Genomic DNA, 25,999 nt, shown 5'->3' on the forward strand with positions numbered 1-25,999 from the left:
CTGTAGTTGTGTTTTAAAAAACAAACTTAACTTAAGTAGTAAAAAAGGATTAACTCGTGTTTAAGCTTGCCAACAATGGAAATGTTTTACTTGATGTAAAAGAACATATTCCTCCCAGCGCTGCATTTATTTTAGAGGCTCTCGAAAAGTCAGCTTTTTGCGACTGTAAAATAGATCATGACGCTATTAATGATTTTTTTAAAAACGAAAACACACAACAAACTCTCGTTGTAGCAACAAAACACAATGCCACTTTAAATGTAACAATTAGCGACGATAAAATGCTGGCCATAGGCGAGCTAACGCTTGCCCAAGGTGGAAAGTTATTAAGCTTAGAAGATGCAAAAAAACAACTCGTTAAAGCAGGCATTGTGCGTGGGTATAAACAAGCTTTTTTAGAACAGCTGCTACAAAAACAATCTGAACACTCTGCGGGATCTGTCGTTAAGGGGATATTAGCTAAAGGTAGGCTCCCAAGCGATGGTTTAGCCACTAAACTAATAACAACCGTAGAGACTTTAAAAGACCGTTTAAAAGCGCCCAAGCTCAAAGAAGATGGCAGTGTGGACATGCGCGATTTTGGCAAGCTTGCAAGCGTAGAACCTGGCTCTGTACTTATTCGCCAGCAACCAGCAACTCCCGGTAAAGAAGGCTTTACCGTAATAGGTGACATACTGCCCGCAAAGCCCGGAGAAAATAAACAATTAGTGGCAGGCGAAGGCACTGAAATATCAAAAATGAATCCGCTTGAGTTAGTCTCTACTATTGCTGGTGTTCCGGTTGAAATTAATAATGGTATGCGTGTCGACGATATTTTTACCATTTCAGATGTAAATGTAAAAAGCGGCCATATTGACTTTCAAGGCAGTGTTATTGTTACTCGCAATATAGACCCTGGGATGAAAGTAACTGCCAAAGGCGATATTACTATATTTGGCACGGTTGAATCAGGTGAGCTTACCGCAGGAGGAAACATCACGGTTAAACAAGGCATTATTGGCCATCAAAAAATGGATAGTAAGTCACTTTCTTGCAAGCTAATTGCGCTAGGTGATATTCATGTATCTCACTCGCAGTATTGTTACCTCGATGCAAATAATATTTTTATTGATCGCCAAACAAGCCATTGTGTAATAAAAGCTAAGCGCTTACTGCAAGTTGGTCAATCAGACTTACCTAAGGGTAAAATATTTGGTGGTGAAATACTTGATGCAACAACTCTCATTGCTGGCGAAATAGGGAATGAATCAGGCGCTAAAATGATTATTAACCTAGCGGCTTCTGGCGCTGAAATAACAGCGGATACTGATAATTGCTTTAAAGACTTAGCTAAAACAGATGCACAATTAGATACGCTGCAAGCAGCGCTAGAAAAAACTGATTTAGTGAAGGATGCCGAAAAGAAGAAAATATTAATTACTAAAATTGGAGCTACTCAGAAACATTACTGTGAGCAAGCAGAGCTATTAGAAAAACGTCTTTCAAACTTAGATCACGACTTACACGATTTACTTAGCGACGCTAATTTAACGGTGAATTCTGTTTTGCATTCAGGTGTAGAGATTCATATTTTTGATAAAGTACTTAAAACAATCCGCAATTACCCTCCGTGCAACGTTAAACTTTTAAATAATAAAATTGAAATAGAGTTTAAAACACACTAAAAAATTGAGTGCTCTATTGAGCACTCAAATTAACTCACTTTTTTACAATTTAAAGTAAGCCACTTACCGTATCATAAGTTTGACTTGGCCATACACCCACTTGTACTTGGCCAATATGCTGCTTTTGTAGCAATAGCATAGCCAAGCGAGACTGCCCTATTCCACCGCCAATCGTTTGCGGAAATTTACTTTGTAGTAGCGCTTTATGCCAATCAAACTCTAAGCGGTCTTCATCTCCAGTTGTACTTAACTGCGCTTTTAAAACCTCAGGGCTTACACGTATACCCATTGATGATATTTCAAATGCATCTTCAAGTACTGGGTTCCATACTAAAATATCACCATTTAAACCCATATATTGATCGCATGTTGGCGTAGACCAATCATCGTAATCTGGGGCTCTTACATCATGAATTTTACCATCTCCAAGCGCGCCACCAATACCAATCAAAAATACAGCACCATATTCTTGTGCAATGGCTTTTTCGCGTTGCTTAGCACTAAAGTCAGGATACATTTTACGTAGCTCTTCACTGTGCACAAACTTAATATCGTCCGGTAAAAAAGGCGTTAAGCCATAAGACTCTCTTACAAAAGCTTCCGTCTCTTTTATCCCTTTATAAATAGATTGAACAGTTTGCTTTAGTGTTGCCAGCGAACGCTCTGTCGTTTCGCTAATTACTTTTTCCCAATCCCACTGATCAACATATACAGAATGAATAGGACTTAATGAATCTTCATCTGGGCGCAAAGCCTTCATTTGAGTGTAAATACCCTCACCAACACTAAAGCCATAAGTTGCCAGTGTTTTACGTTTCCACTTAGCCAGTGAATGCACCACTTCGTAGCGGCTATCTGTAATCGCTTTCACATTTACAGCAACTGCGTTTTCATGTCCACTCAAGTTATCTTGCGTGCCGTCGCCAACCTTAGCTAAAATTGGGGCTTGAACCTCAACCAGCCCAAGTTGGGTTTCTAGTTGTTGTGAAAAAAATTGCTTAACTTTACTTATTTGCTGCTGTTGCTGCACATAGTGTGAACTCATAATAATTGGCCTCATTCCCAGTTATTGTTACTTGCTTAATTGATAAAAAGCGATCTAATTAACGCCCTTAATGAAGTTAATGTAACGATTTAAAGGATTAATTCAACATCCCATAACAAAAATAGCTTTAATATATAAAAACCATCAATTAAGTGGTATAAAAACCATATATTCGATAATTTCATGAGAAAAATACAATGGAAAATTATTTAATCGATAATCTCGATAAACAGATACTTCATGCGTTAATGGCAAATGCCCGTACTGCGTATGCCGAATTAGCAAAAAGATTTAATGTAAGCGCAGGGACAATTCACGTAAGAATTGAAAAAATGAAGCAAGCAGGGATCATTACAGGCACCCAATTAACGATTAATACTAAACAGCTAGGCTACGATGTATGCTGCTTTATAGGCATTAATTTAAATAACGCACGTGATTACCCGCAAACGCTTATAAAGCTAGAAGCATTGGAGGAAGTGGTAGAGGCTTATTACACAACAGGTAACTACAGCATATTTATAAAGGTAATGACAAAGTCCATTGATCACTTACAAGATGTGCTGATTAATAAAATACAGGCAATAGAAGCCATTCAGTCAACAGAAACACTTATTTCTCTACAAAACCCAATTAGCCGTACGGTAATGCCTTAACTGCAAAAATCTCGTATAATTGCCGAAAAAAGAGGATAACCATGCAGCAAACTCGCTATCAAAGAATCGAAGACGTACTTTCGCGCCGTCAAACAGACCTAACCGTGTGTTTAGAAGACGTGCACAAACACCATAACTTATCTGCAATAGTACGAAGTGCTGATGCGGTTGGTTGCCATCACGTACATGCTGTATGGCCTGAAAAGCAAAAATGGCTAACAAACAATACCTCAGGCGGCAGTAAAAACTGGCTAGAGACGCACCTGCATAGAAATATTGATGATGCCGTTACTGCAATGCGTGAACGCAATCCAGAAATACAAATATTAGCGACTCACTTATCAGAAGATGCCGTTGATTTTAGAGAAGTAGATTACACCAAGCCAACGGCTATTATTGTTGGACAAGAAAAAACAGGGATATCAGAAAAAGCACTAGAATATGCCGATCAAAATATTATTATTCCAATGCAAGGCATGGTGCAATCGCTAAATGTTTCGGTTGCTGCTGCGCTAATATTGTTTGAAGCACAGCGCCAACGTGAGCTGGCTGGTTTATATAATAGAGATATGTTGAGCGCCGAAGTTAAGCACCCACTTTACTTTGAAGGCTGCCATCCTATTATTGCAAGGCAGTGTAAACAAAAAAAATTACCCTACCCTGCACTTGATGAAAACGGCGAAATAGTCGCTGACGAGCAATTTTGGCAAGCTTTAAAACATACTTGATGGACTAAAGCTCTGTAAGTACACTTAGCCTACTCACAAATAATAAGATTGATACACTTTGTCTAAACCTAGCTTAAATCAATACCCAATTACAGAGCTCAAAGGGGTCGGCCCAAAAATGGCTGAGCGTTTGTTAAAGCTAGGTATTTTAACTGTGCAAGATATGCTTTTTCATTTGCCACTTCGCTATGAAGATCGCACTCGCTTATACGCGATTAATGAACTGGCATTACATAGCCATGTGAGTGTTGAAGCAACAATTGAAACAAGCCAAATTACGTTTGGTAAAAGGCGCATGCTTGTTTGCCAAATCAATGATGGTACTGGCAGGCTAACATTACGATTTTTTAATTTTACCGCCGCACAAAAAAACGCATTTAGTGCTGGTAAAATAATACGTTGTTTTGGTGAAGTGCGCCGTGGCCGTGTTGGCTTTGAAATGAGTCATCCTGAATACAGCATCAGCGATACCTCTAACGAGCAGCCGGTAGCGACAACATTAACGCCCGTTTATTCAACAACCGAAGGCTTAAAGCAACTATCGATTAGAGCTTTAAGCGAGCAAGCCATTGATTTACTAAATAAATACTCAGTAGAAGAACTACTGCCTTCACAGTGGCAGCCATCAAATATGCCGCTAAGTGACGCCTTATTATTACTGCACCGCCCACCAAGTGATGTTGATGTAACTGCATTAGAGCAAGGTACTCACCCTGCCCAACAGCGCCTTGTATTTGAGGAGTTACTTGCTCAAAACCTCAGCTTATTAAAAGTACGAGAGCAAGGGCAACAAGTTAAAGCCGTGGCATTAAATCCGGTAAACACATTAGAAAGCCAATTTTTAGAGCAACTTCCTTTTGCACCCACAAATGCGCAAAGCCGCGTAGTTGCTGAAATTAAAGGTGACATGCAACACGCGTATCCAATGATGCGTTTAGTACAAGGTGATGTAGGTTCAGGTAAAACCCTAGTAGCAGCACTTAGTGCACTAACAGCCATTGCGCAGGGCTTTCAAGTAGCTTTAATGGCTCCTACTGAAATTTTATCAGAGCAACATGGCGTTAATTTTACAACGTGGTTTAATCAACTAGGTATAACCGTTGCTTGGCTTGGCGGTAAAACAAAAGGCAAAGAGCGCGTAGCAACACTTGAAAAAATAGCCTCTGGTGAGGCGCAAATGATTGTAGGTACTCACGCTTTATTTCAAGATGAAGTTAAGTTTAATAACTTAGTGCTTATCGTTATTGATGAACAACACCGCTTTGGTGTCCACCAGCGTTTATCACTGCGCGAAAAGGGTAAGTTTGGTGATTGCTATCCTCATCAACTAGTTATGACCGCAACACCTATCCCACGTACGCTCGCTATGACAGCCTATGCCGACTTAGAAACCTCTGTGATTGACGAGCTACCACCTGGGCGTACGCCAATTACAACAGTGGCACTTCCTGATACTCGCAGGGACGATATTATTGCTCGCGTTAAATTAGCGTGTAACGAGCAAGGCCGCCAAGTTTATTGGGTGTGTACACTTATTGATGAATCTGAAGTACTGCAATGCCAAGCGGCCGAAGACAGTGCACTACAGTTAAAAGAAGCGCTACCAGAGCTAAACGTAGGTTTAGTACATGGGCGAATGAAATCAGCCGAAAAACAAGCCATTATGAGCGAGTTTAAAGCAGGTAATATACATGTTTTAGTTGCCACGACGGTTATTGAAGTTGGTGTAGATGTCCCTAATGCGAGCTTAATCATTATAGAAAACCCTGAGCGCTTAGGCTTAGCACAGCTGCATCAGTTACGTGGGCGAGTTGGCCGTGGCGCTACTGCATCGCATTGCGTGCTTTTATACCATGCGCCGCTGTCTCATACCGCTCAAAAGCGATTAGGCGTACTACGCGATAGTAACGATGGTTTTGTAATAGCAGAGCGCGATTTAGAAATTCGTGGCCCTGGTGAAGTGCTCGGTACAAAACAAACAGGGTTAGCCGAGTTTAAAATTGCCGATCTTACCCGCGATAAGCACATCCTCAACCAAGTAAGACCGATTGCACAGCAAATGCTTAAGCAACACCCAGAGGTTGTTGACCCACTAATTCAACGCTGGTTGGGTAACAAGCAAAATTACGCGCAAGCGTAACCACTCTATTTTCGATAGTTTTGAATTGACCGAGTTAGAAGTGCTAAATTTATTCGTTAGCATTTATAAAGGATATAAAAAAGTCAGCTCTAAACAATATAGAGCTGACTACTGATATCTAAGCTAAGCAGCATAAAAGCGATTAGCGCCTTTTACTGCTCTTAGTTAAATTTAAGCTTTATTAAGCTCAAAAATAAGCGATGTTTGCGGAAATGATATTGGCATTTGTAAGCCAAACTGCATTAACGCTTCACCTGTAAATGTTTGACCATTTACCGCAGCAATAGAAGATGGGCGATACTCTTCAAATTTTACCGGCCACACTAAATTAAGTGTGTACTGCGCATCGGCATCTAGGCCAACAAAACGAAGCTTATTAGGCGCTGTACGCGGTGTTTCGCGAACGCTGTTATAGGCAAATAACGCTTTTGTTTTTTGCTCATCGATTAAACCAAAGTTAATTGATAAATCGTCGCTATCTAGGCGGTATAAATCGGCGCTATGAATAAACTCACGATGCTCTTTGTGTAGTGCTATTGCCGCTTTAAGTGCATTGTATTCGTGATCGGTCAGCTCACGTGGGTCCATTTCAATGCCCATGTGGCCAAACATTGATACCGCAGCACGCATTTCAATGCTCACATTACGCCCTGTGATATGACAATCACGTGGGCCTACGTGTGCACCCATAACCGACGATGGGAAAAAGAACGAACATCCACGCTGTATTTCAAGGCGATCTAGCGCATCGTTTGAATCTGACGTCCATACACGGTCTGTGTGTGCAAGTACGCCGTAATCTACACGTGCACCACCTGACGAACAGCTTTCTATTTCAAGCCCTGGGTGCGCCGCTTTAATACGGTCAATTAAACGATAAAGTGCTAATGTTTGCTGGTGCACTGCTGGCTTACCATCAAAATTACCCGCATGGTTAATATCGCGGTTCATATCCCATTTAATGTACTTAATAGTTGGGTATTCAACTAAAATATCGTCAATTGCTTTGTATAGGTACTCAACAACCTCAGAGCGCGTTAAATCAAGTACTAGCTGATTTCTAAAGCTTAACTGTTCGTTGTTTTGGGAGCCTAAAACCCAATCAGGATGCGCGCGGTATAAATCGCTATCTGGGTTAACCATTTCTGGTTCAAACCAAATACCAAACTCCATACCTAAGCTATTCACATGATCTATAACTGGTGATAAACCATCGGGGTAAATTTTGTAATCTACTGTCCAATCACCTAAGCCTGCATTGTCGCCACGGCGGCCTTTAAACCAACCATCATCAAGTACAAAACGTTCAATACCTAACGGGGCCACTTTGTCGGCTAGTTGCTTAAGCGTATCTACGTCGTGATCAAAGTAAATGCCTTCCCATGTGTTGTAATGCACAGGGCGCGCTTTTTCACGCTGTGCTTGGCTAAGTAAATTAGCTTTAACAAAACGATGAAAATTACGAGAAAGCGCACTAAAACCTTCACTCGAAAACGAGCCATAAATGCTCGGGCTTTGATACGTTTGACCTTTAGCAAGCGTAAGCTCACCAGGAAGTAATAGCTCACCCATTTGTACATAACGACGACCTTCAGCTAAAAGCTCTGCGCGTAGTTTATTATTACCACTCCAACCTAAATGAAAGCCGTAACATTCGCCGTGCTGCTCGCCTGCATTTTCGTTATGCACTAATAAACCAGGAAATACATCGTGTGATGTTTTGCCTTTACGGTTTTCACGAACAAAACTGCCTAAGACTAAATCAACCGATTGACGCTGGAATTCGTTTGACCAACGACCTTCAAAGCTCACTATTTTGCTTACGCTATCTGGCAATTGAAATGTTGGCGCGGCGCAAAAATTAACGCCCAGTGGTGAGTCGCCTAAATTAGTTAATACAGTATGTCCACTTAAAACATTTGTGCTGTTATCAAGCGTGATACTGTGCACGACTTCAATACCACGAAGCTTATCTACGCTTACAAATTCAAGTGTTGCGGCTGAAGGCTGACGAACTTCTTGAAGTTGTGGACCTACTGACCATGCGATTGAATCATTTACTAGCTCAAGCCCTGGCGCGCCAGTAAAGCCTTCGCCTAATAAAGGAGATAGAGAAATAGGCGCTTCTTCAACCACGGCACATTTTACTTCTTGACGGGTAGCAAGCTGAGTAAGCATTGTTTCTGTTGTTTGCTCAGATAGGCGTTTACCAAAGTACAGTAACGCCGGTGTTTTGCTCTGGCAGTCGAAAATAACGGTGCTGTTTACACTGTCTAATCGATAAAATGATTTAGTGTCGGCCATGATTTTCCTATCCTCTTGTTCATTGTGTGAGTTATAAATATAACGAAAATTAGTAAGCTACACTATGTACTAAATGTATCTCTTTGCTTGAGCCACAATCTATCAGACAGTGACATTCAATAATAATAGTATATATCATATAAATTAGGTTTTGATAGTCTTTACATCGCAAATAGTCAGATAAACTCACTGGAAGTACCACTGTAATAAAAAGTATTAAACTAACCTTCGCTTTGAAGTTCTCATGTTGCTTTTAATACATATAAAAAATCGGCCAGAGTTTCCCCATGACCGATTTTGTCAGCTTAAACTATTTATACGTTATTTTTGTACTTGTGCTTGGCCTGCGTCATCAAGTGCCGGTGTTTTACCTGCCCACTGCGCATTCAAACCAAATACCACTTTATTTACTATCAATGCAAAGGCTACACATACAATCAGTGTAATTGGCATTAAGTGAATGTAATGAATGTCAGTATGTAGTGGTGAGTTTGCAAATGTAAGCATGCCGTACATTACAACACCTAAAATTACTGCTGCAATACCCGCTCGTGCATCAACATTTTTAAATAATAAGCCCACTACAAAAATAGAGAATATAGGCATACTTAATAAGCCATTTAATTGCTGTAGCAAGTTAATAATGCTGTCTGCTTGCTGGTAAATTGGTACAAGTACCAGTGTTAAGCTTGTTAGTAGCAATGTTACGTAACCACTTAGCTTTACAACACTTGGCTCTTTATTAAAGTACGCTTCGTGAATGTCACACACATATAGTGCTGTAGCTGAATTTAATAAGCTGTTGTAAGTAGAAAGTACAGCTGCTGCCATTGCCGCTGCGAACACACCGGTTAACCATGCTGGCATTACATCACCCACAATTCGACCATAAGCAGCGTCGCCAATATCGCCATAAAGTTTAAACGAAATAATACCCGGTAAAACCACAATTGCAGGGACGATTAAAAAACGAATACCCGCAGCTGCAAATATACCTTTTTGCGCTTCTTTAACATTAGGTGCTGCCATTGCTCGCTGTGTGATTGTTTGGTTAGTACCCCAGTAATACATTTGAATAAAGATCATACCGGTTAAAAGTGTTGGCCAAGGAATAGGTGAATCAGCATCGCCTATGAGTGTTAAGCGCTCCTCAGGAATACCCGTAAAGTCATAATCAATCGCATTAAGTGCTAAAAACACGACTAAAACAGCCATGCCTAGTACAAGTATGCCATTGTAGGTATCCGATACAGCCACTGCTCGCAGGCCGCCAAAAAACGCATAAACAGCACCAATAATGGCAAATGCGGTGGCAATATACATTAGCGGAATATCAACCTTAAACATGGTTTGCATAAATAGCGCGCCAGAATAAATAACCGCTGGCATATAAATAAGTGCATTACCTAAAAAGAATAAACCACCAATAACAGCGCGAATATGTTTGTTGTTATAGCGCTTTTCTAAAAGCTCTGTGGTCGTTGTGCAGTTGTATTTGTAATAAACAGGAATGAACACTTTGGCTAAAATAATCAAACCTATAATTGCTGCAAGCTCCCACCAAACCAGTAAAGCCATTTGGTTACCATTCATACCTACAAGCTGATCAGTACTTAAATTAGTTAATGTGATTGAACCTGCAACAAACATCCAAGTAAGGCCACCGCCCGCTAAAAAATACTCTTTGGTTTGGCTTTGTCCGTTATTGCGATTTTGGCCTCGGCATTTCCAATAAGTAAGGCCACCAATTAAAGCGGTGACAAAAACAAAAACCACCAGCTGTAAAATGTTATCTGACATGTGTGTGTCTCCTGCGCGTTATGCGCAATGTCTGTGTAATAAAAAAGTGCACGCTACAGCGCGTGCGCATCTCGACTTAGTTCTAACTTAATCTGCTTTAAAGGCATAAGTTCGGGACGTTGGTTATGCAGCTTTACCAATGCATTTAACTGAAACAGTGAAATAAGCATGCTGTTAAGCACACTCAAGTAACCCTGCTTTTGTAGTTCTGCAATGGTATTGCTATCTAATGTTTGCAGTTTGTCTTCATCAACGGTGCTCAAACCTTGAATAGTTTGGGTTTCGCCTTGTTCAAACTGCAATACAATATCTATGTTTTTAATGAGCCCTAACCGCGCAACTTCTTGGGTAAATTGATACGTTTGATAGTCATTTTTTAAGTCGCTTTCTAACAGTTTTTGCTGTGCACTTAAAAATAAACTCGGATTACCTTTAGCATCAAATAGTGCCTCACCTTGCTGCGTGTTTACGGCTGAGCTTTGATCATCAATCGCGATAAAATAATCGCTACTATTTGTTTCTCGAGTCATTAAATAAAGAGGCTGGGTTTGCATACATACCGGTGTGTAAAGTGCCTGCCATTGGTTGTTATTAACCAATAAACTTTGACCTGCACTAAAGCTGGTTAACGCTGATACTGTACAACTGCCATTTTGTGTATTGCGTGCTAAAAAAATAGGTAAGTCGCAGGCTGCTTTTGCTATTTCATTTGCTCTTAAATTAACTAAATGCTGCGTTTTTGCATATTCAACGGCTGCATTGGGGTTAATTTTTAATGTTTGGTGTTTGGTGTTTACTAGTTCACTAATAGCCATAGTTACACATCCTTAAACTGGGTTAGCTGCTAACCACTGCTCTATAAAAGCACGGTGAGGTGGCAAAGTTTGCAACATCTGCTGTGTAAGCTGGCTGTTACGTTCAATTATTTGTTTGGCTTGCACATGCTGTGAATACAAATATGCTTGTTTAGTAAAGTCAGGCTTAAAGCCCATACCGTACAAAACATACTGATAACTGGCGGCAGGGAATAACTCTAATGCGCCATGAAAATCCTGAATAAGCGGGCCACGGCTTCCCCAAAGAAGTAAATCTTCTTGCAGGGTTTGTGGAATAGTATTGGGCTGTACATGTGCTTGCCAGTATGGTTCTGGGCGCTTGGTTAGCATGTAATGCAGCTTTAAAAAGTCGATAATACGCTGCCAGCGGTAATCCATCTGCTCGTTAAAGCGTTTAGCTACAATAGGCATTACTTGTGTGTCTGCTGGCATGTGCTCAGCTACAAAGCGTGCTGAAATTTCAACAAGCATAATAGCGGTTGCTTCAAGCGGCTCTACAAACCCTGCCGACATACCAATGGCAACACAGTTTTTATGCCAAAACTTCTCACGGTATCCTGATTCAAAACTAATTTTACGGGCAGTTAAACCGTTTGCTGCATCGCCTAAATAGTCTCTTAGGTTTTGCTCTGCTTCATCGTCTGATAAAAATTTGCTTGAATAGACATGCCCTACACCACGGCGATGCGTTAAACCTATATCCCAAATCCATCCTGCGTTTTGCGCTGTTGCTATGGTATGGCTGGCTAAGGAGTTATCGTTTTCATCGTAAGGGACTTGCATCGCCAGTGCGCTGTCGTTAAATAGCACGTGGTCCATTTTTTTAAACGGTACGTTGAGCGCTTGGCCTAATAACAATGATGAAAAACCAGTACAGTCTATAAATAAATCGGCGCTTATAATGTGGGTTTTATCTTTTAGAGTAAGCTCATTTATTGCACCATCGTCATCAAGTTTTACCTGATCAACAGTACCAATAATATGCTCTACGCCAAGCTTACTTTTACAATGCTGTTTAAGCATTTGTGCAAAAGCGCCGGCATCTAAGTGATAAGCGTAATTACAGTTACCTTGATATTCACCCTGCGCTATACCTCTTGGGGCTAAGCTTGCTTGGCAAATATCATGTTGAAAATTAGTTTGCTGTGCAAAGTCTTCAACATTATCTAAATAAGGGGCTAAATCTATGCGGCCGTAGCCTAGCGGTACAGTAAATGGATGGTAGTAAAAGTCGTTGTTGCCGTGCGTCCAATTTACAAATTTACCGCCTTGTTTAAAGGTGGCGTTACAGGCTTTAAATACATCAACTTCACGCAAACCTATTTGCTGAAGTGTGTTTTTCATCGTGGGCCAGGTACCTTCACCTACACCAATTGTTGGAATATCTGACGATTCAACCAACATCACTTTTAAGCCATCACCATTTTTACCTTGGTGATACGAAGCTATAATTGCAGCGCTCAACCATCCTGCTGTGCCGCCACCAATTACTGCGATTGTTTTTATTGCTTTATTCATAATGGACTACTCTTTGAGTATTTTTTGATAACGTTTTATACAACAAATGCCCGTTAGGGCATTTTGATTTAATGTGTATTCATTTTAGTCAATTAGGTTAACTAATATACATTACTGCTAAATTAACCTAATTGGTATTAGCACCTTGGTGCTGTAATGAAAACTAAGAGGCGAAAAATACGCCTCCATCATTAATTAAAACGATCCGCGAATACCAAACGCGTAACGTGAGCCATTATCTTCAACTGAATAGATTTGGTTAGCAAAACGACCTGTTTGTACTAGCTCTTCTTCAGTAATATTGATGCCTTCGGCAAAAATAGTGAAGTTTTCGTTAATATCGTAGCTTGCACTAATATCCCACTGACCGTAAGTTTCTACGTTCACTGGTTCACCGTTAAAGCCGTTATCAACTAAGCGTAAAAAGCCTTCACGGTTGTTAAATGCAACACGTGCTTGCCAGTTATCTTGCTCATAGAAAAATATTAAGTTTTGTGAATCGCCTAAACCTTCAAGTGCAAATGTTTGTGTAGTGTCTGCGCCCACACTAATGTCGCTGTTTACTACTGTTGCATTGGCAATAAAACCAAAGCCATTTTCAAACATATGAGTTACACCAACTTCGTAACCCGTTACTTTAGCTGATTCGCCATTTTGAGGACGAGTCACTGTGTAAACTTCTGAGCTACCAATAAGTTCGTCATCTGCTTGGTCTGTACATGTAGTACACGCAAAATCAGGACCTGAACGGTCAGACATTTCGTATGTTTCTGCACCTGTTAGGGTAACAATAAAGTCATCTACTTCTTTACTAAATACTGCAAAGCTAAATAAGTTAGCATCGTTGTAGTACCACTCGTAAGAGATATCCCAGTTTTCTGATTGGAATGGTTTAAGTGCAGGGTTACCGCCACTTGCGGTTAAGTTTTGACGACGTGGCTCGTTAAAGTTTGTCGCAGGAGATAACTGAGACATCGTTGGACGAGTAATACTGTCGTACGCTGCAAAGCGTAGAATCATGTTGTCTTGCAGCTCTAACTTAACATTTAAAGACGGTAATAAGTTTGAGTAGCTAGTACCTTGTTCAATGCTTGTAGCTGGGCCAAATACGTTAGCAAACAATGTCGCATCTGACGTTGGTATTACATCGCTAATAAAGCTTTGTATTGCAGCAACTTCAATATCAGTTTCTGAGTAACGCGCGCCAAAGTTAACTGTTACAGGCATATCTGAAAGGTCAAAACCAAGCGTAAAGTCCATGTATAAGCTAGTGATGTCTTCGTTAATTGTGTAACGGTTATTTTGTAGTGTTGGTTCTACTGGGAAACCTTGATCGGCTAAGTAATCAAGCATTTTATCGCCATCGTAGCTATAAAATGTATCGATTAAACCAGGGAAGTAGTTACTCGCTGTATAAGCTTCAAAATCAATTGCATCAAGTGGCGCTTCTGTCCCGTAACCACAAAATTGACATTGGCTACCAAATACTTGGAAGCTTGATTTTTCACGTTCTTGGCGATAAGCACCAAAGTTAATACGCTCTACTGGGCCTTTATCTGGCACATATTCAAAATCAGCTTTTACTTCAGTAATTTCATCTTCATCTGTAAATTGAAGACCAATTTCGTTGTAGTGAAGACGCGCTAGGCTTGGATCAGGCAACGAACCATTTTCAAAACCATCATGCTGTACAGTAGGAATACTGCCAGTACCGTCAAAAGTATAGCTATTAATAATACCTACAACGTTAAAACGGTCAGTACCTGCTCGGTCATTTTCGGCTGTTGAGCGAGATACATCAAATTTTGCTTTTAATGACTCGTTTACTTGCCAGTCAACGTTAATACCGAATGCTTTATTAGTTACATCACGTGAGTTACGTGTATGTGATACAAAATCACTTGCAGGGTCGCCACTTGGTGCGCCTAAGCCAACTTCTTGAGAGAAAGTTAAAAGAGTACCTGTTTCTGGATCAATCGTTGCACTACCTACGCGGTCTGGTTCAAACCAAGATGCTAAATCGCGTACTGTTGAATCAACTTCAAATTTTGAAATCATGCCATCAACAGTAATCGTAACATCGTCAGACGGTGCATATTGTAGTACTAAACTTGCGTTTGTTCGTTCGCGGTCTTGCTCATCAACAACTTGATCCCAGTTACGTGGAATGTAGGCATTTTCAAACAATACACCATCCGTTGGATTAGAGATTGTTTGGCCACCGCGCCAACCAGCCGTTAAAATTTGGTTATTTTGAAGTTTACGTTGTTGATTAGTGATGGCAAAAAGCACACCTAGCTTGTCATCGTTAAACGTATTACTTATTAAGAATGATGTTGATGGAGATACTTCTTCAGAAAGGCTTTCATACATACCTTTAACTGAACCTAAAATATGTAAACCACCAAAATCAAAAGGACGTGCTGTAGTTACGTTAACCGTACCACCAATGCCGCCTTCTTGAAGAGTTGCTGTATTACTTTTATAAATATCAGCACCGGTGATTTGATCCGCCGCCAATACATCAAAATTAAATTCACGACCTGCACTGTCTGTCGCAATTTGACGACCATTAACAAGTACAGTATTAAATTGTGGACCAAAACCACGAATAGTTACCGCTTGGCCTTCACCACCACTACGGTCAATTGCTACACCTGTAATACGTTGCAGAGATTCTGCTACGTTTAAATCAGGAAATTTACCAAGATCTTCTGCTTTAATCCCGTCTGTAACAACATTAGATGCTTTTTTATCTAACATTGATGAACGTAAGCTGCTGCGGATACCCGTTACTGCGATAACTTCAACATCTTCATTTACTACTGTAGGCGTATTGCCTTCAGCGCCTTGAGCTGCAACGTTTCCGCTTGCCAATATGCCTGTGATAGCAATACTGATCGCGGTTTTCTTGTTGAACGATAACTTATTGTTAATTATCATTTTTTAAAAACTCCTGATTGTGTGTAGTCGTTGTGTCGTTGTGGTAGTGCATATAGTTTCAAATACTATTTATATTATAAATACTTTAAACCAGCAAAAAGTGCAACCTTTTCCTGAATTATGGATAGCATTTAATTACTGTATTTTTGCTTTTAATTTTCTTTAAATTAACATTAGAATGCTGTATTCATTCAGAAAAAGAGTAAATAATAACCTGTTCGTAATCCTCTCCCGGCAATAAATTAGCTTTTGGAAAATTTTCACGATTTGGCGCATCTGGCCAATTTTGTGCTTCAAAACACAAAGCTTGCCGTGCTTTAAAAGGCGAACCAACAAAGTTTGCGGTATAAAGCTGCATGCCTGGCTGCGTACTTTTGAGCGTTAAATTAACCTTCGTGTGTGGCGAAGTTAATGTAGCCATCGTCTTTAAACTGCTGTCATCATTAAAAATATAGCAGTGATCAAAGCCATTTCCAGCTTCTAGTTGAGGATGAACGGCGCTTAAGGCCTCACCAACTTGAGCTGGCTTGGTAAAGTCAAAGCAGGTACCGGTGACTGATGCAGATTCATTAAGTGGAATACTAGTTGTATCAATAGGAAGATAGTAATTGGCATTAACTTGCACAAGGTGCTCATTAATTGATTCGCTGCCATCAAGATTAAAGTAGCAATGGTTAGTAAAGTTAACGAGCGTTTCTTTATTGGTTAGCGCTTTAAAGTGCAGAGTAAGCTCGCCGTTTTTAGCGCTAATAGTTTGCCAAACCTGCAACTCACCGGGGAAACCTTGTTCGCCGTCGGGCGAGCAATAATAAAGTTCAACTTCACTTTCAGTTTGTTTGGTTACTTGCCACAGTACTTTATTAAAGCCTTTAACGCCGCCGTGCAGGCTATTAGGGCCGTTATTTGCTTCTAGTTGATACTGTGTACCAGATAAGCTAAAACGCCCCTTTGCAATGCGATTAGCGTATCGACCTACTGTAGCGCCAAGATAAAATGGGTTTTCAAGATAGTATTGAGGATCATCGACGCTAAGCGTCATTTCTTGTTTTTTAAATTTAATGCTTTTTATTATTGCGCCAAATGGCAAAATTTCAGCTGTTAAATTTTGACCATCACTGAGCTGAATAACTTGTAAAGGTTGGTTATTGGCAATAGATGTCACACGCATTCTCCAATCAAATTACCGAATTAACATTTCCTGTTATAACGGCGCAATAATATATAATATAAATAGTATATAATTGAAGCCTGTAACTCAATCTAAATACGTTAAAATTTCTCGACAAAAATTTACAGCTGCCATTATATATTTACAATAATTCAGCTCAGTATGGGCTTATGTAAAATATAAGCCTCGTAAGGTTAACTGCTTTGGTAAATATGCTCGTTAAGCGCTGCTTTTTCGTCAATGCTAAGTGCTTGCTTTGATTTAGCAATAAAATCGTACCTCACCATAACGGCCTTACCTATTGCGCAGCATTTATCGTGTTGCCATGCTTCCTGTCTCAGCGTAAAAGAGCTAGTGCCTATATGCTCTACAGAGGTTTTTACGGTCACTTCGTGGCCATAAAATAATTCGCCTACAAACGACACTTCAACTTTGGCGATAATCAATTTCCAATCATGTGGATTTAAGTCCGGTGTAAAAAACTTAAAAATAGGTCCACGTGCGACTTCAAACCATACAGGTAGTACGGTATTGTTAATGTGTCCGAGTGCATCTGTTTCGCTAAAGCGCGGCATCACTTTTTCAATAAACATAAAAATCCAATAATAATTATATAAAGGTAAACCATGACGGACTTTATACGCGTTGTTGATAACGCATTAAGCGATGAGTTTTGCGATGAATTTATTACCACATTCGCGCAAAGCCCGCATGTAAAACAAGGGGTAACATCGGGCGGTGTCGACTTAAAGAAAAAAGACAGTCACGACCTACACTTAAATAATCACCCCGAATATGCACAACAATTAAAACATATACAACAAACGACTGCACAGCATGTTTTTAAGTATGTTGAAGAGCATATTTTTATGATGATTGGGGCATTTGGCTTAAAGGTCTATCACCCAAAAACAGGCGACGTTGTCGATTTAACCCAAGAAAATTTTGAAGAAGTGGGTAAACCGCAATTACCTTTGCTAGTTCAGCAAATTTTTAGACTTGGTAATATTCAAGCGCAAAAATATGAAGTAAACAAAGGTGGCTACCCTTACTGGCATAGTGAAGTTTACCCGCAGCTACAGCACAATGAAGCACTACATCGCGTGTTGTTATTTATGTTTTATTTAAACGATGTTGATGAAGGCGGTGAAACGGAGTTTTACTATCAAAATCGTAAAATAGCACCTAAAAAAGGCACTATGGTAATAGCTCCTGGCTACTTTACACATACCCACAGAGGTAATAAGCCAGTATCAAACGATAAGTATATTTTAACATCGTGGGTATTGTTTAACCGTGCAGAACAAATATATGGTGCGCCAAAGAGTTAGCGCACCAAAATCAGTATTATTTAACCGAGCAGTTCATCAAATAAATTAAACAACTGATCTAGCTCTTCAATGGTGTTGTAGTGCATACAACCAATGCGCACTACACCGCCTTTATCAAGCACATCTAATTGCTTGCACAAACCTTGCGCGTAAAAATTACCATCCCACACACAAATATGCTGCTTACCTAAAAATTCTGAAACGGCGCGTGGCTCAAGCCCTTCAAAAATTAAAGCAAAAGTAGGTGTACGCTCATTTAAGCGATCAAAGTCATCAATACCAAACAACTTAATGCGTGGGTAGTTTACCAAGCGCGTTAAAAAGTGCTCACTAAGCGCCATTTCGTGCTGCTTAGTTTTAGCAAAAGCCACGCTTAACTTTTCGCGGCGTGAATGGCTATTATCAAGCTCACTAATCGCCGCAATGTAATCAACAGCAGCAATAAAGCCCGCCATTGCTTCAAAGCTTTGTGTGCCGGTTTCCCAACGACCTGGTGCTACGTCTTTAGCGGGTTCTACTTTATAAGGTGTAAACCCGTCTAAATGTTCTTTTTTACCGTAAACCATACCTAAATGCGGGCCAAAAAACTTATATGCAGAGCAGGCTAAAAAGTCGCAATCAAGCGCTTGCACGTCAACAAGTTCATGCGGTGCGTAATGTACGGCATCAACATAAACAAGTGCGCCTACAGCGTGAGCAAGCTCTACAATACGTTTAATATTATTAATTGAACCTGTGGTATTTGAAGCATACGTTACCGCTACAAGCTTAGTGTTGCTGTTTAATAAGCTTTCAAACTGCGCCATATCTAAGCTGCAATCTGCTTCGTTAATAAGCGCTGTATTTACCTTTACGCCTTTATCTTCTGCAGCTTGTTGCCACGACGATACATTTGAGAAGTGATCAGCATTGGTTACAATTATTTCATCACCAGCCTGCCAGCCACGTGAAATTGCACGGCTAAAGCTAAATGTTAGGCTGGTCATGTTTGGACCAAACACAATTTGTTGTGAGCTAGGTGCATTAAGTAAATCAGCGGCTGCTTGACGCGCATTCGCCATCAACTCAACCGTTTTATCACTTGAAAAAAACGCGCCACCTAAGTTCGAATTATAATGACCTAAATAAGCTGTCATCGCATTAAGCACCGATGTTGGTACCTGCGAGCCACCTGGTCCGTCTAAAAATATTGGCGATTTACCATCAACGTTTTGCATTAATGCAGGAAACTGCTCACGTAATTGCGTTATGTTCATGCTTATTCCTTAAGACGTTAATACAAAACAATCCAGGTAACCTGGTTTGCTAGCATCAATTTTGTTCATAGGTGTTGCGTTATGCCACACTTGACGGTCGTTTATTAATGCAAACATGCCGTCTTTTATTTCCATTTTAAAACAAGGCTCAGCTTGCTTGTTTTCGTATACAAGTAGCTCGCCGCCTTCTAAGTTTTCATGAGAAACGCCGCATATACATACATGGTCAAAACCATCTTGATGCACGCCTTCTGGCGCTGCAGGTGTATCACTGTTAATTGCAAGCATACGGAACTGATGAATTTCAATATCACGCTGTTCATCAATACCGGTAAGTTGGCGAAACTCATTTACAATGCTTTTCATGCCTTCTGACTCAAGTAAACTTTGCTCTAGGTTTTCGTAAGTACGCTCTACATTACCTTGAAAAGTATTAATTGAATCGTCTTGAACAAATGCTTTGGTTTGTTGTAACTTTATTTCACCATTTTGCATTTTAACTACTGAGTAACGACGTTTACGAAAGGCACCATCTGCATATGGATTTGCAGGCAGGTTATCAAAAGAAGGCTTAACCAAATCAATATTTGCTTGGTTAACAAAACGTAGTTGCAGTAAATTCTGGTTGTTTAATGCTGTCATAAAATCTCGCCTAAAATAATGAGAATATTGATGAGGATTTTAATGCATTTTGATAGGAATTTTTGCGCGATTAATTACTTTAAAAGTAACTTAAGACTAGATTTAATACAATAATATAAAAAAAGAAGCATGAACTATCTAATATTTATTTTAGCCAATAAAAAACCCGCCTAAGCGGGTTTTTAAACAAACTCTAAAAATTATACAGCTTGTTGAATAATCACGTTGTCTGCTTTTTTAGTGTAAGCAGGCATACGGTGGAAGTTCAAGTAACGGTATGTATCTGACGCCGTTGCATTGATCTTCGCAGCATATTCTTGGTACTCAGCAACTGTTGGTAATTTACCAATGATTGCAGCAATTGCAGCAAGCTCAGATGATGCTAAGAATACGTTTGCGCCATTACCTAAACGGTTAGGGAAGTTACGTGTAGAGGTAGACACAACCGTTGCTTTATCTGCAACACGTGCTTGGTTACCCATACATAGTGAACAACCTGGAGTTTCGATACGTGCGCCAACACGACCAAAAATACCGTAGTAACCTTCTTCTGTAAGTTGGTCTTTGTCCATCTTAGTAGGTGGAGCAACCCAAAGCTGAGTCGGAAGTTGACCTTTAAAGCCATCAAGCAACTTACCAGCAGCACGGAAGTGACCAATGTTAGTCATACAAGAACCGATGAATACTTCATCAATTTTCTCGCCAGCAACATCAGAAAGAAGACGCGCATCATCTGGGTCATTTGGAGCACAAAGAACAGGTTCTTTAATCTCAGCTAAATCAATTTCAACGATATGCTTGTACTCTGCATCAGCGTCAGCTTCCATTAGTTCTGGGTTAGCTAACCAATCTTGCATTGCAGTAATACGACGTTCAATCGTACGTACATCGCCGTAACCTTCAGAAATCATCCACTTAAGCATAACAATGTTTGACTCAAGGTATTCAGAGATAGACTCTTTAGATAACTTAACAGTACAACCTGCTGCCGAACGCTCTGCAGATGCATCTGATAATTCAAACGCTTGCTCAACAGTTAGGTGCTCAACGCCTTCAATTTCTAGTACGCGACCAGAGAATTCGTTAATTTTACCTTTTTTCTCAACTGTTAATAAACCTTGTTTGATACCGTAGTAAGGGATTGCATGAACAAGGTCACGTAGAGTGATACCTGGTTGCATTTCGCCTTTAAAACGAACCAAAATAGATTCTGGCATATCAAGCGGCATAACACCGGTTGCTGCTGCGAATGCTACTGCACCCGAACCTGCTGGGAATGAAATACCTAATGGGAAACGTGTATGTGAATCACCACCAGTACCTACGGTATCTGGTAATAACATACGGTTTAACCACGAGTGAATAATACCATCACCTGGACGAAGTGAAACACCGCCACGGTTCATGATGAAATCAGGAAGCGTATGGTGAGTGCTTACATCGATAGGCTTAGGATAAGCTGATGTATGACAGAAAGACTGCATTGTTAAATCTGCAGAGAAACCTAAACATGCTAGATCTTTAAGTTCATCACGTGTCATAGGACCTGTTGTATCTTGTGAACCAACAGTTGTCATTTTAGGCTCACAGTACTGACCTGGGCGAATACCTGCAACGTTACATGCTTTACCAACCATTTTTTGCGCTAGTGTGAAGCCTTTATCAGAAACTTCTGTTGCTGTTGGTACTTTAAATGTATCAGTTGCGCCTAAGCCAAGAGATGTACGCGCTTTATCAGTTAAACCACGACCGATGATTAGTGGAATACGACCACCAGCACGAACTTCATCTAAAATCACATCAGATTTAAGCTCAAAAGTAGAAATCACTTTATCAGTACCATGTTGCTTAACAACACCTTCGTACGGATAAATGTCGATTTGCTCGCCCATGTTGAGTTCATCAACATTTAATTCGATTGGTAATGCGCCTGAATCTTCCATTGTGTTGAAGAAGATTGGAGCAATTTTATTACCTAAACATACACCGCCAACACGCTTGTTTGGTACGAATGGGATATCATCGCCCATAAACCAAAGTACAGAGTTAGTTGCAGACTTACGAGAAGAACCCGTACCAACAACATCACCTACGTAAGCAAGTGGTAAACCTTTAGTTTTTAATTCTTCAATCTGAGTAATTGGACCAACTTCGCCCGCTTTATCAGGTGTAATACCATCGCGTTCAATTTTTAGCATTGCTAAAGCATGAAGTGGGATATCTGGACGAGACCATGCATCTGGTGCAGGAGACAAGTCATCAGTATTTGTTTCGCCAGTTACTTTAAATACAGTAACTGAGATCTTTTCAGCAACAGCTGGCTTATTAGTAAACCATTCTGCATTTGCCCAAGACTCAATAATTTGCTTAGCGAATGTATTACCTGCTTTTGCTTTTTCTTCTACATCGTAGAACGCATCAAACATAAGTAATGTATTTGAAAGGCCTTTAACTACGATTGGTGCAAGTGTTTCGTCATCAAGTAGGTCAATCATTGGTGCGATATTGTAACCGCCCAACATTGTACCTAATAATTCTGCCGCTTTTTCTTTAGAAACAAGTGGAGAATTAGTTTCACCTTTAGCTACAGCTGCTAAGAAGCCCGCTTTAATGTAAGCAGCATCATCAACACCTGCTGGTATACGCTGAATGAACAAATCTAAAATGAATTCTTCTTCACCTGCAGGTGGAGTTTTGATTAATTCAATAAGATCAGCAGTTTGCTGAGCATCTAATGGCGCTGGTACGATACCTAACGCGGCACGTTCTTCTACGTGTTTACGATATTCTTGTAGCACAATATTGCCCTCTTGGTGACGTGAAAGTATCCGGTAGCGCTTCAAGCGCAAATAAGTTACCCAATACTTATAGTATTCTAACGCGTAATTATAAAGCTTTTATGGATAGATGAAAATCCATCCAGTTACGCAACTGATTATACCGATTATAAATACTATGAATAGTGGTTGTAGTAAAAACTATTTTCATGAATACTTGTTAAGTAAGAATCATTACCATTAACCAATATTAATTTATTACAGGCATAAAAAAACCCAGCACTTGGCTGGGTTTTTATTACAAACTATTTAATTAACGTAAAACTTTAACGTTTTTGATAGTTTTGATATGCGCTTCTACACGACGGTTTTCTGCGTTTGCAGCTTTAGTGTTTGCATCATTTTTAAGACGCTCTTCACCTAAACCAACTGTAGTAATACGGTCTTTAGCAATGCCATCAGAAACTAATTGCTTAGCTACTGCATCAGCACGTTTTTTAGATAACCATTTGTTGTAAGTTGCTTTACCTACAGAAGAAGTGTGACCTTCTAAAAGTACTGTTGTATCTGGGTACTCTTTTAAGAATGCAGATACTTTTTCAATATCGTTTAAGTACTGAGTAGATACTGCTGAAGCATTGTTAGGGAAAGTCACTAATAAGCTTACAGTTACTTCTTTATCTTCATATAAAGTACAACCAGTGCCATCAACTGCATCAGTCATAGGTGTGTTAGCACACTTATCATCTGCATCAGGAATGTTGTCGTTGTCGCTATCTGTAGGAGCTACAGCTACTTCAATTACCTTAGGCTCTGGAGCTGGTTTAACTGGCTCTACAGGAGCTGAATTTTGGCCAAATAAGTAGTTAATACCAATTTTAGCGCCTACATCTGTGTAACCACGGTCAAGACCTTGGTATACAGCTGTTTCAGCATTTACAAATAAGCCATCTGTAATGAAATGTTGGTAACCAACACCTGCATTTAAGAATGTGTTGTCATCTACTACGTCCATTTCTTTAATACCGAAAAGACCGTAGAAAGGACCACCATTTAAATGGTAAAGAGCATCAATACCGTAACGCTCGCCATCAATACTGTTGCGGTTGCCAGCAACTTTATCAAAAGCATTAAAATCCATATCTGCATATTCAAGACGTGCGCTCCAGTAATCACTGAAACGGTAACCGGCTTCAACACCCCAGCCAGTTGATTCATTTACGTCAAGACCAGCTTGAGCACGCATGTTTTTCCAAGATGCGTCATAGTAGTCGCCAAATGCGCCAATGTAGAAACCTTCTTCTTTATCAGCAGCGAATGTAGATGCGCTAGTTGCAGCCAACGCGATTGCAATTGTAAGTGATTTTAATTTCATTGTTTTCTTCCCATTTGAACAATTTTAAATTGTAGCTAATCGATACTAGCTCAATCAGTTTTATATAGACTAACTGAGCCTTTGTTAATCAATACTTAACGAAAAATAAAGTTTATAACTTTTTTCTATGCCCAGTCACAACACACATCCACTTACTATAGGCGAAATTAAAACTTTATTGAAAAATAAATATAGTAGTTTTTTGTAAATTAGTACTTAGCAAGGAATGTAAGAGCAATTAAATTAAATGCACTTATAAATGTAAATGCAAAGAAACATTGCTTGGCTTTAATTCGGCGCATAATACCACCAGAATTAACATTCCCCTAGATATATGCGCATGTTTGATTAAAAAATGACTCTTTTTAATCATGTGGTTATATTTAAAGTTAAGAGTTAAGTACCACAAAAAGTCTGGTAATCATTCTCATTTATCGGCGTAGTTTGAAATTCTGATAATTTTTCACTGTCAGAATATGGGTTACTGGCTATTTTTATAAAGCGCTGTAGCAACTCACTAGACCCAGTAGCGTTATATTGTGCAATTATTTCTTCGATCACATGATTACGCGGTATTACACGAGGATTTGCAGCTCTCATTACTTCATAACTATTATCGTCGGTTAAGCCTACCCACTTAGCTCTCCATTCAATTAGCGACTCTGGTATTACTACTTCTTCTTTTAAGGATTCAGTAAGCGCATCGAAAGTATTGATGTAGTCGAGCTGGTTATCTTTTAATAGTGTTAACAACTCTGCGATTAACTCGCCGCTACTATTACAAGATTCATTTAAACCCAGTTTTTGTGCCCACATAGCCGTAAATTCAGTATTAAACTGCTCAGCAAAACTATTAATAAATGGCGTCATTAATGAAACCGCTTGCTCGTCATCATCGCTAATAAGTGGTATTAAACTCTCAGCTAAACGAGCACAGTTCCAGTTAGCTATATTAGGTTGATTACCAAATGCATACCGACCTTGTTTGTCGATAGAGCTAAATACGGTATCAAAGTCAAAGCTATTCATCATGGCACACGGGCCGTAATCAATGGTTTCTCCGCTTACTAGCGTATTATCGGTATTCATTACTCCGTGAATAAAGCCAACACGCATCCAGCTCACAACTAGCTTAACTTGGTTTTTAATCACAGCGCCTAAAAATGCTAAATAACGCTGCGATCCTGTATCGGTTATTTCTGGGTAGTGTCGCTCTATAGCTAAATCGGCTAAATTTTTAAGCCCTTCCACATCGCCTTGCGTCGCTAAATATTGAAACGAGCCAACACGAATATGGCTCGTTGCTAAACGAGTCACTATGGCGCCTGCTTGTGGTGGATTGCGATAAACCGTTTCACCACTACCAACAACCGCTAAGCAGCGTGTGGTTTTAATGCCTAGTGCATGCATTGCCTCGCTCATTACGTATTCACGAATAGCAGGACCAAGAGCACAACGTCCATCTCCCCCTCTTGAGTAAGGAGTAGCACCAGAGCCTTTTAATTGAATATCCCACAACTGGTTTTTATCATCATTAATAGCGCCCAATAAATGCGCTCGCCCATCGCCTAAACGTGGTGAAAAATGCCCAAATTGGTGCCCAGAGTAACCAAGTGCTACCGCAGGAATCGCTTGTTTCTCGTTACCGCTAAAAGTGCTAGCACGCAAATCAGCTGCAACGTTAATATTAAACTCTTTTGCTAAGCTCTCGTTCCACAGCAATAACTGAGGAGAGGCAACACTTGCAGGGAAATCTTCTATCGCAAAGTTTTCCGTAATGTCTGTGTATCTTGGCACTAATTTCATGGTAATTCCT

The 25,999-nt window shown here is 40.0% G+C and carries 18 protein-coding genes; 5 read left to right on the forward strand and 13 right to left on the reverse strand.

Annotated features, from left to right (window positions below; genetic code table 11):
- Window positions 1-56 precede the first annotated feature (56 nt).
- The gene (locus QL995_RS11220) at window positions 57-1,664 is read left to right on the forward strand and encodes a FapA family protein (protein WP_007580013.1); all 1,608 of its coding nucleotides are present in this window, start codon (window positions 57-59) and stop codon (window positions 1,662-1,664) included.
- A gap of 49 nt (window positions 1,665-1,713) precedes the next feature.
- Here QL995_RS11220 and asnA read toward each other — a convergent pair whose 3' ends face one another.
- On the reverse strand, window positions 1,714-2,709 hold the full coding sequence (asnA, locus tag QL995_RS11225) for an aspartate--ammonia ligase (protein ID WP_101164414.1): 996 nt from the start codon (window positions 2,707-2,709) through the stop codon (window positions 1,714-1,716).
- A 197-nt stretch (window positions 2,710-2,906) separates the two neighbouring features.
- Here asnA and asnC point away from each other — a divergent pair, with 197 nt between their 5' ends.
- Genes asnC through recG form a run of 3 tightly spaced genes read left to right on the forward strand, consistent with a single transcriptional unit; the run spans window position 2,907 to window position 6,233 of the window.
- Window positions 2,907-3,365 (forward strand): transcriptional regulator AsnC, encoded by a 459-nt coding sequence (asnC, locus tag QL995_RS11230; RefSeq protein ID WP_002958822.1) that lies wholly within the window; start codon window positions 2,907-2,909, stop codon window positions 3,363-3,365.
- Window positions 3,366-3,406: 41 nt separating this feature from the next.
- Window positions 3,407-4,093 (forward strand): tRNA (guanosine(18)-2'-O)-methyltransferase TrmH, encoded by a 687-nt coding sequence (gene trmH, locus QL995_RS11235; protein ID WP_007580009.1) that lies wholly within the window; start codon window positions 3,407-3,409, stop codon window positions 4,091-4,093.
- A gap of 58 nt (window positions 4,094-4,151) precedes the next feature.
- Window positions 4,152-6,233, forward strand: coding sequence for an ATP-dependent DNA helicase RecG (gene recG, locus QL995_RS11240; protein ID WP_290294182.1), 2,082 nt, complete (start codon window positions 4,152-4,154; stop codon window positions 6,231-6,233).
- A 171-nt stretch (window positions 6,234-6,404) separates the two neighbouring features.
- Here the strand turns inward: recG and QL995_RS11245 are convergent, their stop codons facing one another.
- From QL995_RS11245 to QL995_RS11275, 7 genes are all read right to left on the reverse strand, one after another.
- Window positions 6,405-8,537 carry an alpha-galactosidase gene (locus QL995_RS11245; protein ID WP_290294183.1) on the reverse strand — a complete coding sequence of 711 codons (2,133 nt, stop codon included), beginning with the start codon at window positions 8,535-8,537 and terminating at the stop codon, window positions 6,405-6,407.
- Between the two features lie 321 nt (window positions 8,538-8,858).
- The gene (locus QL995_RS11250) at window positions 8,859-10,337 is read right to left on the reverse strand and encodes an SLC5 family protein (protein ID WP_007580003.1); all 1,479 of its coding nucleotides are present in this window, start codon (window positions 10,335-10,337) and stop codon (window positions 8,859-8,861) included.
- Between the two features lie 53 nt (window positions 10,338-10,390).
- The gene (locus tag QL995_RS11255; RefSeq protein WP_290294185.1) at window positions 10,391-11,152 is read right to left on the reverse strand and encodes a SapC family protein; all 762 of its coding nucleotides are present in this window, start codon (window positions 11,150-11,152) and stop codon (window positions 10,391-10,393) included.
- Window positions 11,153-11,164: 12 nt separating this feature from the next.
- A complete protein-coding gene (locus QL995_RS11260; RefSeq protein WP_290294186.1) occupies window positions 11,165-12,691 on the reverse strand; it encodes a tryptophan halogenase family protein in 1,527 nt (508 codons plus the stop codon).
- Window positions 12,692-12,886: 195 nt separating this feature from the next.
- The gene (locus tag QL995_RS11265; protein ID WP_290294187.1) at window positions 12,887-15,634 is read right to left on the reverse strand and encodes a TonB-dependent receptor; all 2,748 of its coding nucleotides are present in this window, start codon (window positions 15,632-15,634) and stop codon (window positions 12,887-12,889) included.
- A gap of 187 nt (window positions 15,635-15,821) precedes the next feature.
- Complete coding sequence (locus QL995_RS11270; RefSeq protein ID WP_290294188.1) at window positions 15,822-16,796, reverse strand: aldose epimerase family protein; 975 nt, start codon at window positions 16,794-16,796, stop codon at window positions 15,822-15,824.
- A gap of 200 nt (window positions 16,797-16,996) precedes the next feature.
- The gene (locus QL995_RS11275) at window positions 16,997-17,395 is read right to left on the reverse strand and encodes an acyl-CoA thioesterase (RefSeq protein WP_024589549.1); all 399 of its coding nucleotides are present in this window, start codon (window positions 17,393-17,395) and stop codon (window positions 16,997-16,999) included.
- 33 nt (window positions 17,396-17,428) lie between these two features.
- Between QL995_RS11275 and QL995_RS11280 the strand changes: the two genes are divergently transcribed.
- On the forward strand, window positions 17,429-18,133 hold the full coding sequence (locus QL995_RS11280) for a 2OG-Fe(II) oxygenase (RefSeq protein ID WP_024589548.1): 705 nt from the start codon (window positions 17,429-17,431) through the stop codon (window positions 18,131-18,133).
- Window positions 18,134-18,153: 20 nt separating this feature from the next.
- Here the strand turns inward: QL995_RS11280 and QL995_RS11285 are convergent, their stop codons facing one another.
- The 5 genes from QL995_RS11285 to QL995_RS11305 all read right to left on the reverse strand — a co-directional run bounded on the left by QL995_RS11285 (window position 18,154) and on the right by QL995_RS11305 (window position 25,989).
- Window positions 18,154-19,389: a cysteine desulfurase-like protein gene (locus QL995_RS11285; protein WP_290294189.1), complete on the reverse strand. Its 1,236-nt coding sequence runs from the start codon at window positions 19,387-19,389 to the stop codon at window positions 18,154-18,156.
- Window positions 19,390-19,398: 9 nt separating this feature from the next.
- Window positions 19,399-20,031 (reverse strand): 2OG-Fe dioxygenase family protein, encoded by a 633-nt coding sequence (locus tag QL995_RS11290; RefSeq protein WP_007579988.1) that lies wholly within the window; start codon window positions 20,029-20,031, stop codon window positions 19,399-19,401.
- A 200-nt stretch (window positions 20,032-20,231) separates the two neighbouring features.
- Window positions 20,232-22,829 carry a bifunctional aconitate hydratase 2/2-methylisocitrate dehydratase gene (gene acnB / locus QL995_RS11295; protein ID WP_007579986.1) on the reverse strand — a complete coding sequence of 866 codons (2,598 nt, stop codon included), beginning with the start codon at window positions 22,827-22,829 and terminating at the stop codon, window positions 20,232-20,234.
- Window positions 22,830-23,121: 292 nt separating this feature from the next.
- Window positions 23,122-24,183 (reverse strand): OmpA family protein, encoded by a 1,062-nt coding sequence (locus QL995_RS11300; protein WP_007579984.1) that lies wholly within the window; start codon window positions 24,181-24,183, stop codon window positions 23,122-23,124.
- A gap of 396 nt (window positions 24,184-24,579) precedes the next feature.
- Window positions 24,580-25,989 (reverse strand): protein adenylyltransferase SelO family protein, encoded by a 1,410-nt coding sequence (locus tag QL995_RS11305; RefSeq protein WP_290294190.1) that lies wholly within the window; start codon window positions 25,987-25,989, stop codon window positions 24,580-24,582.
- Window positions 25,990-25,999 lie beyond the last annotated feature (10 nt).

The organism is Pseudoalteromonas sp. APC 3358 (assembly GCF_030408075.1).
Lineage (GTDB): Bacteria > Pseudomonadota > Gammaproteobacteria > Enterobacterales > Alteromonadaceae > Pseudoalteromonas > Pseudoalteromonas arctica.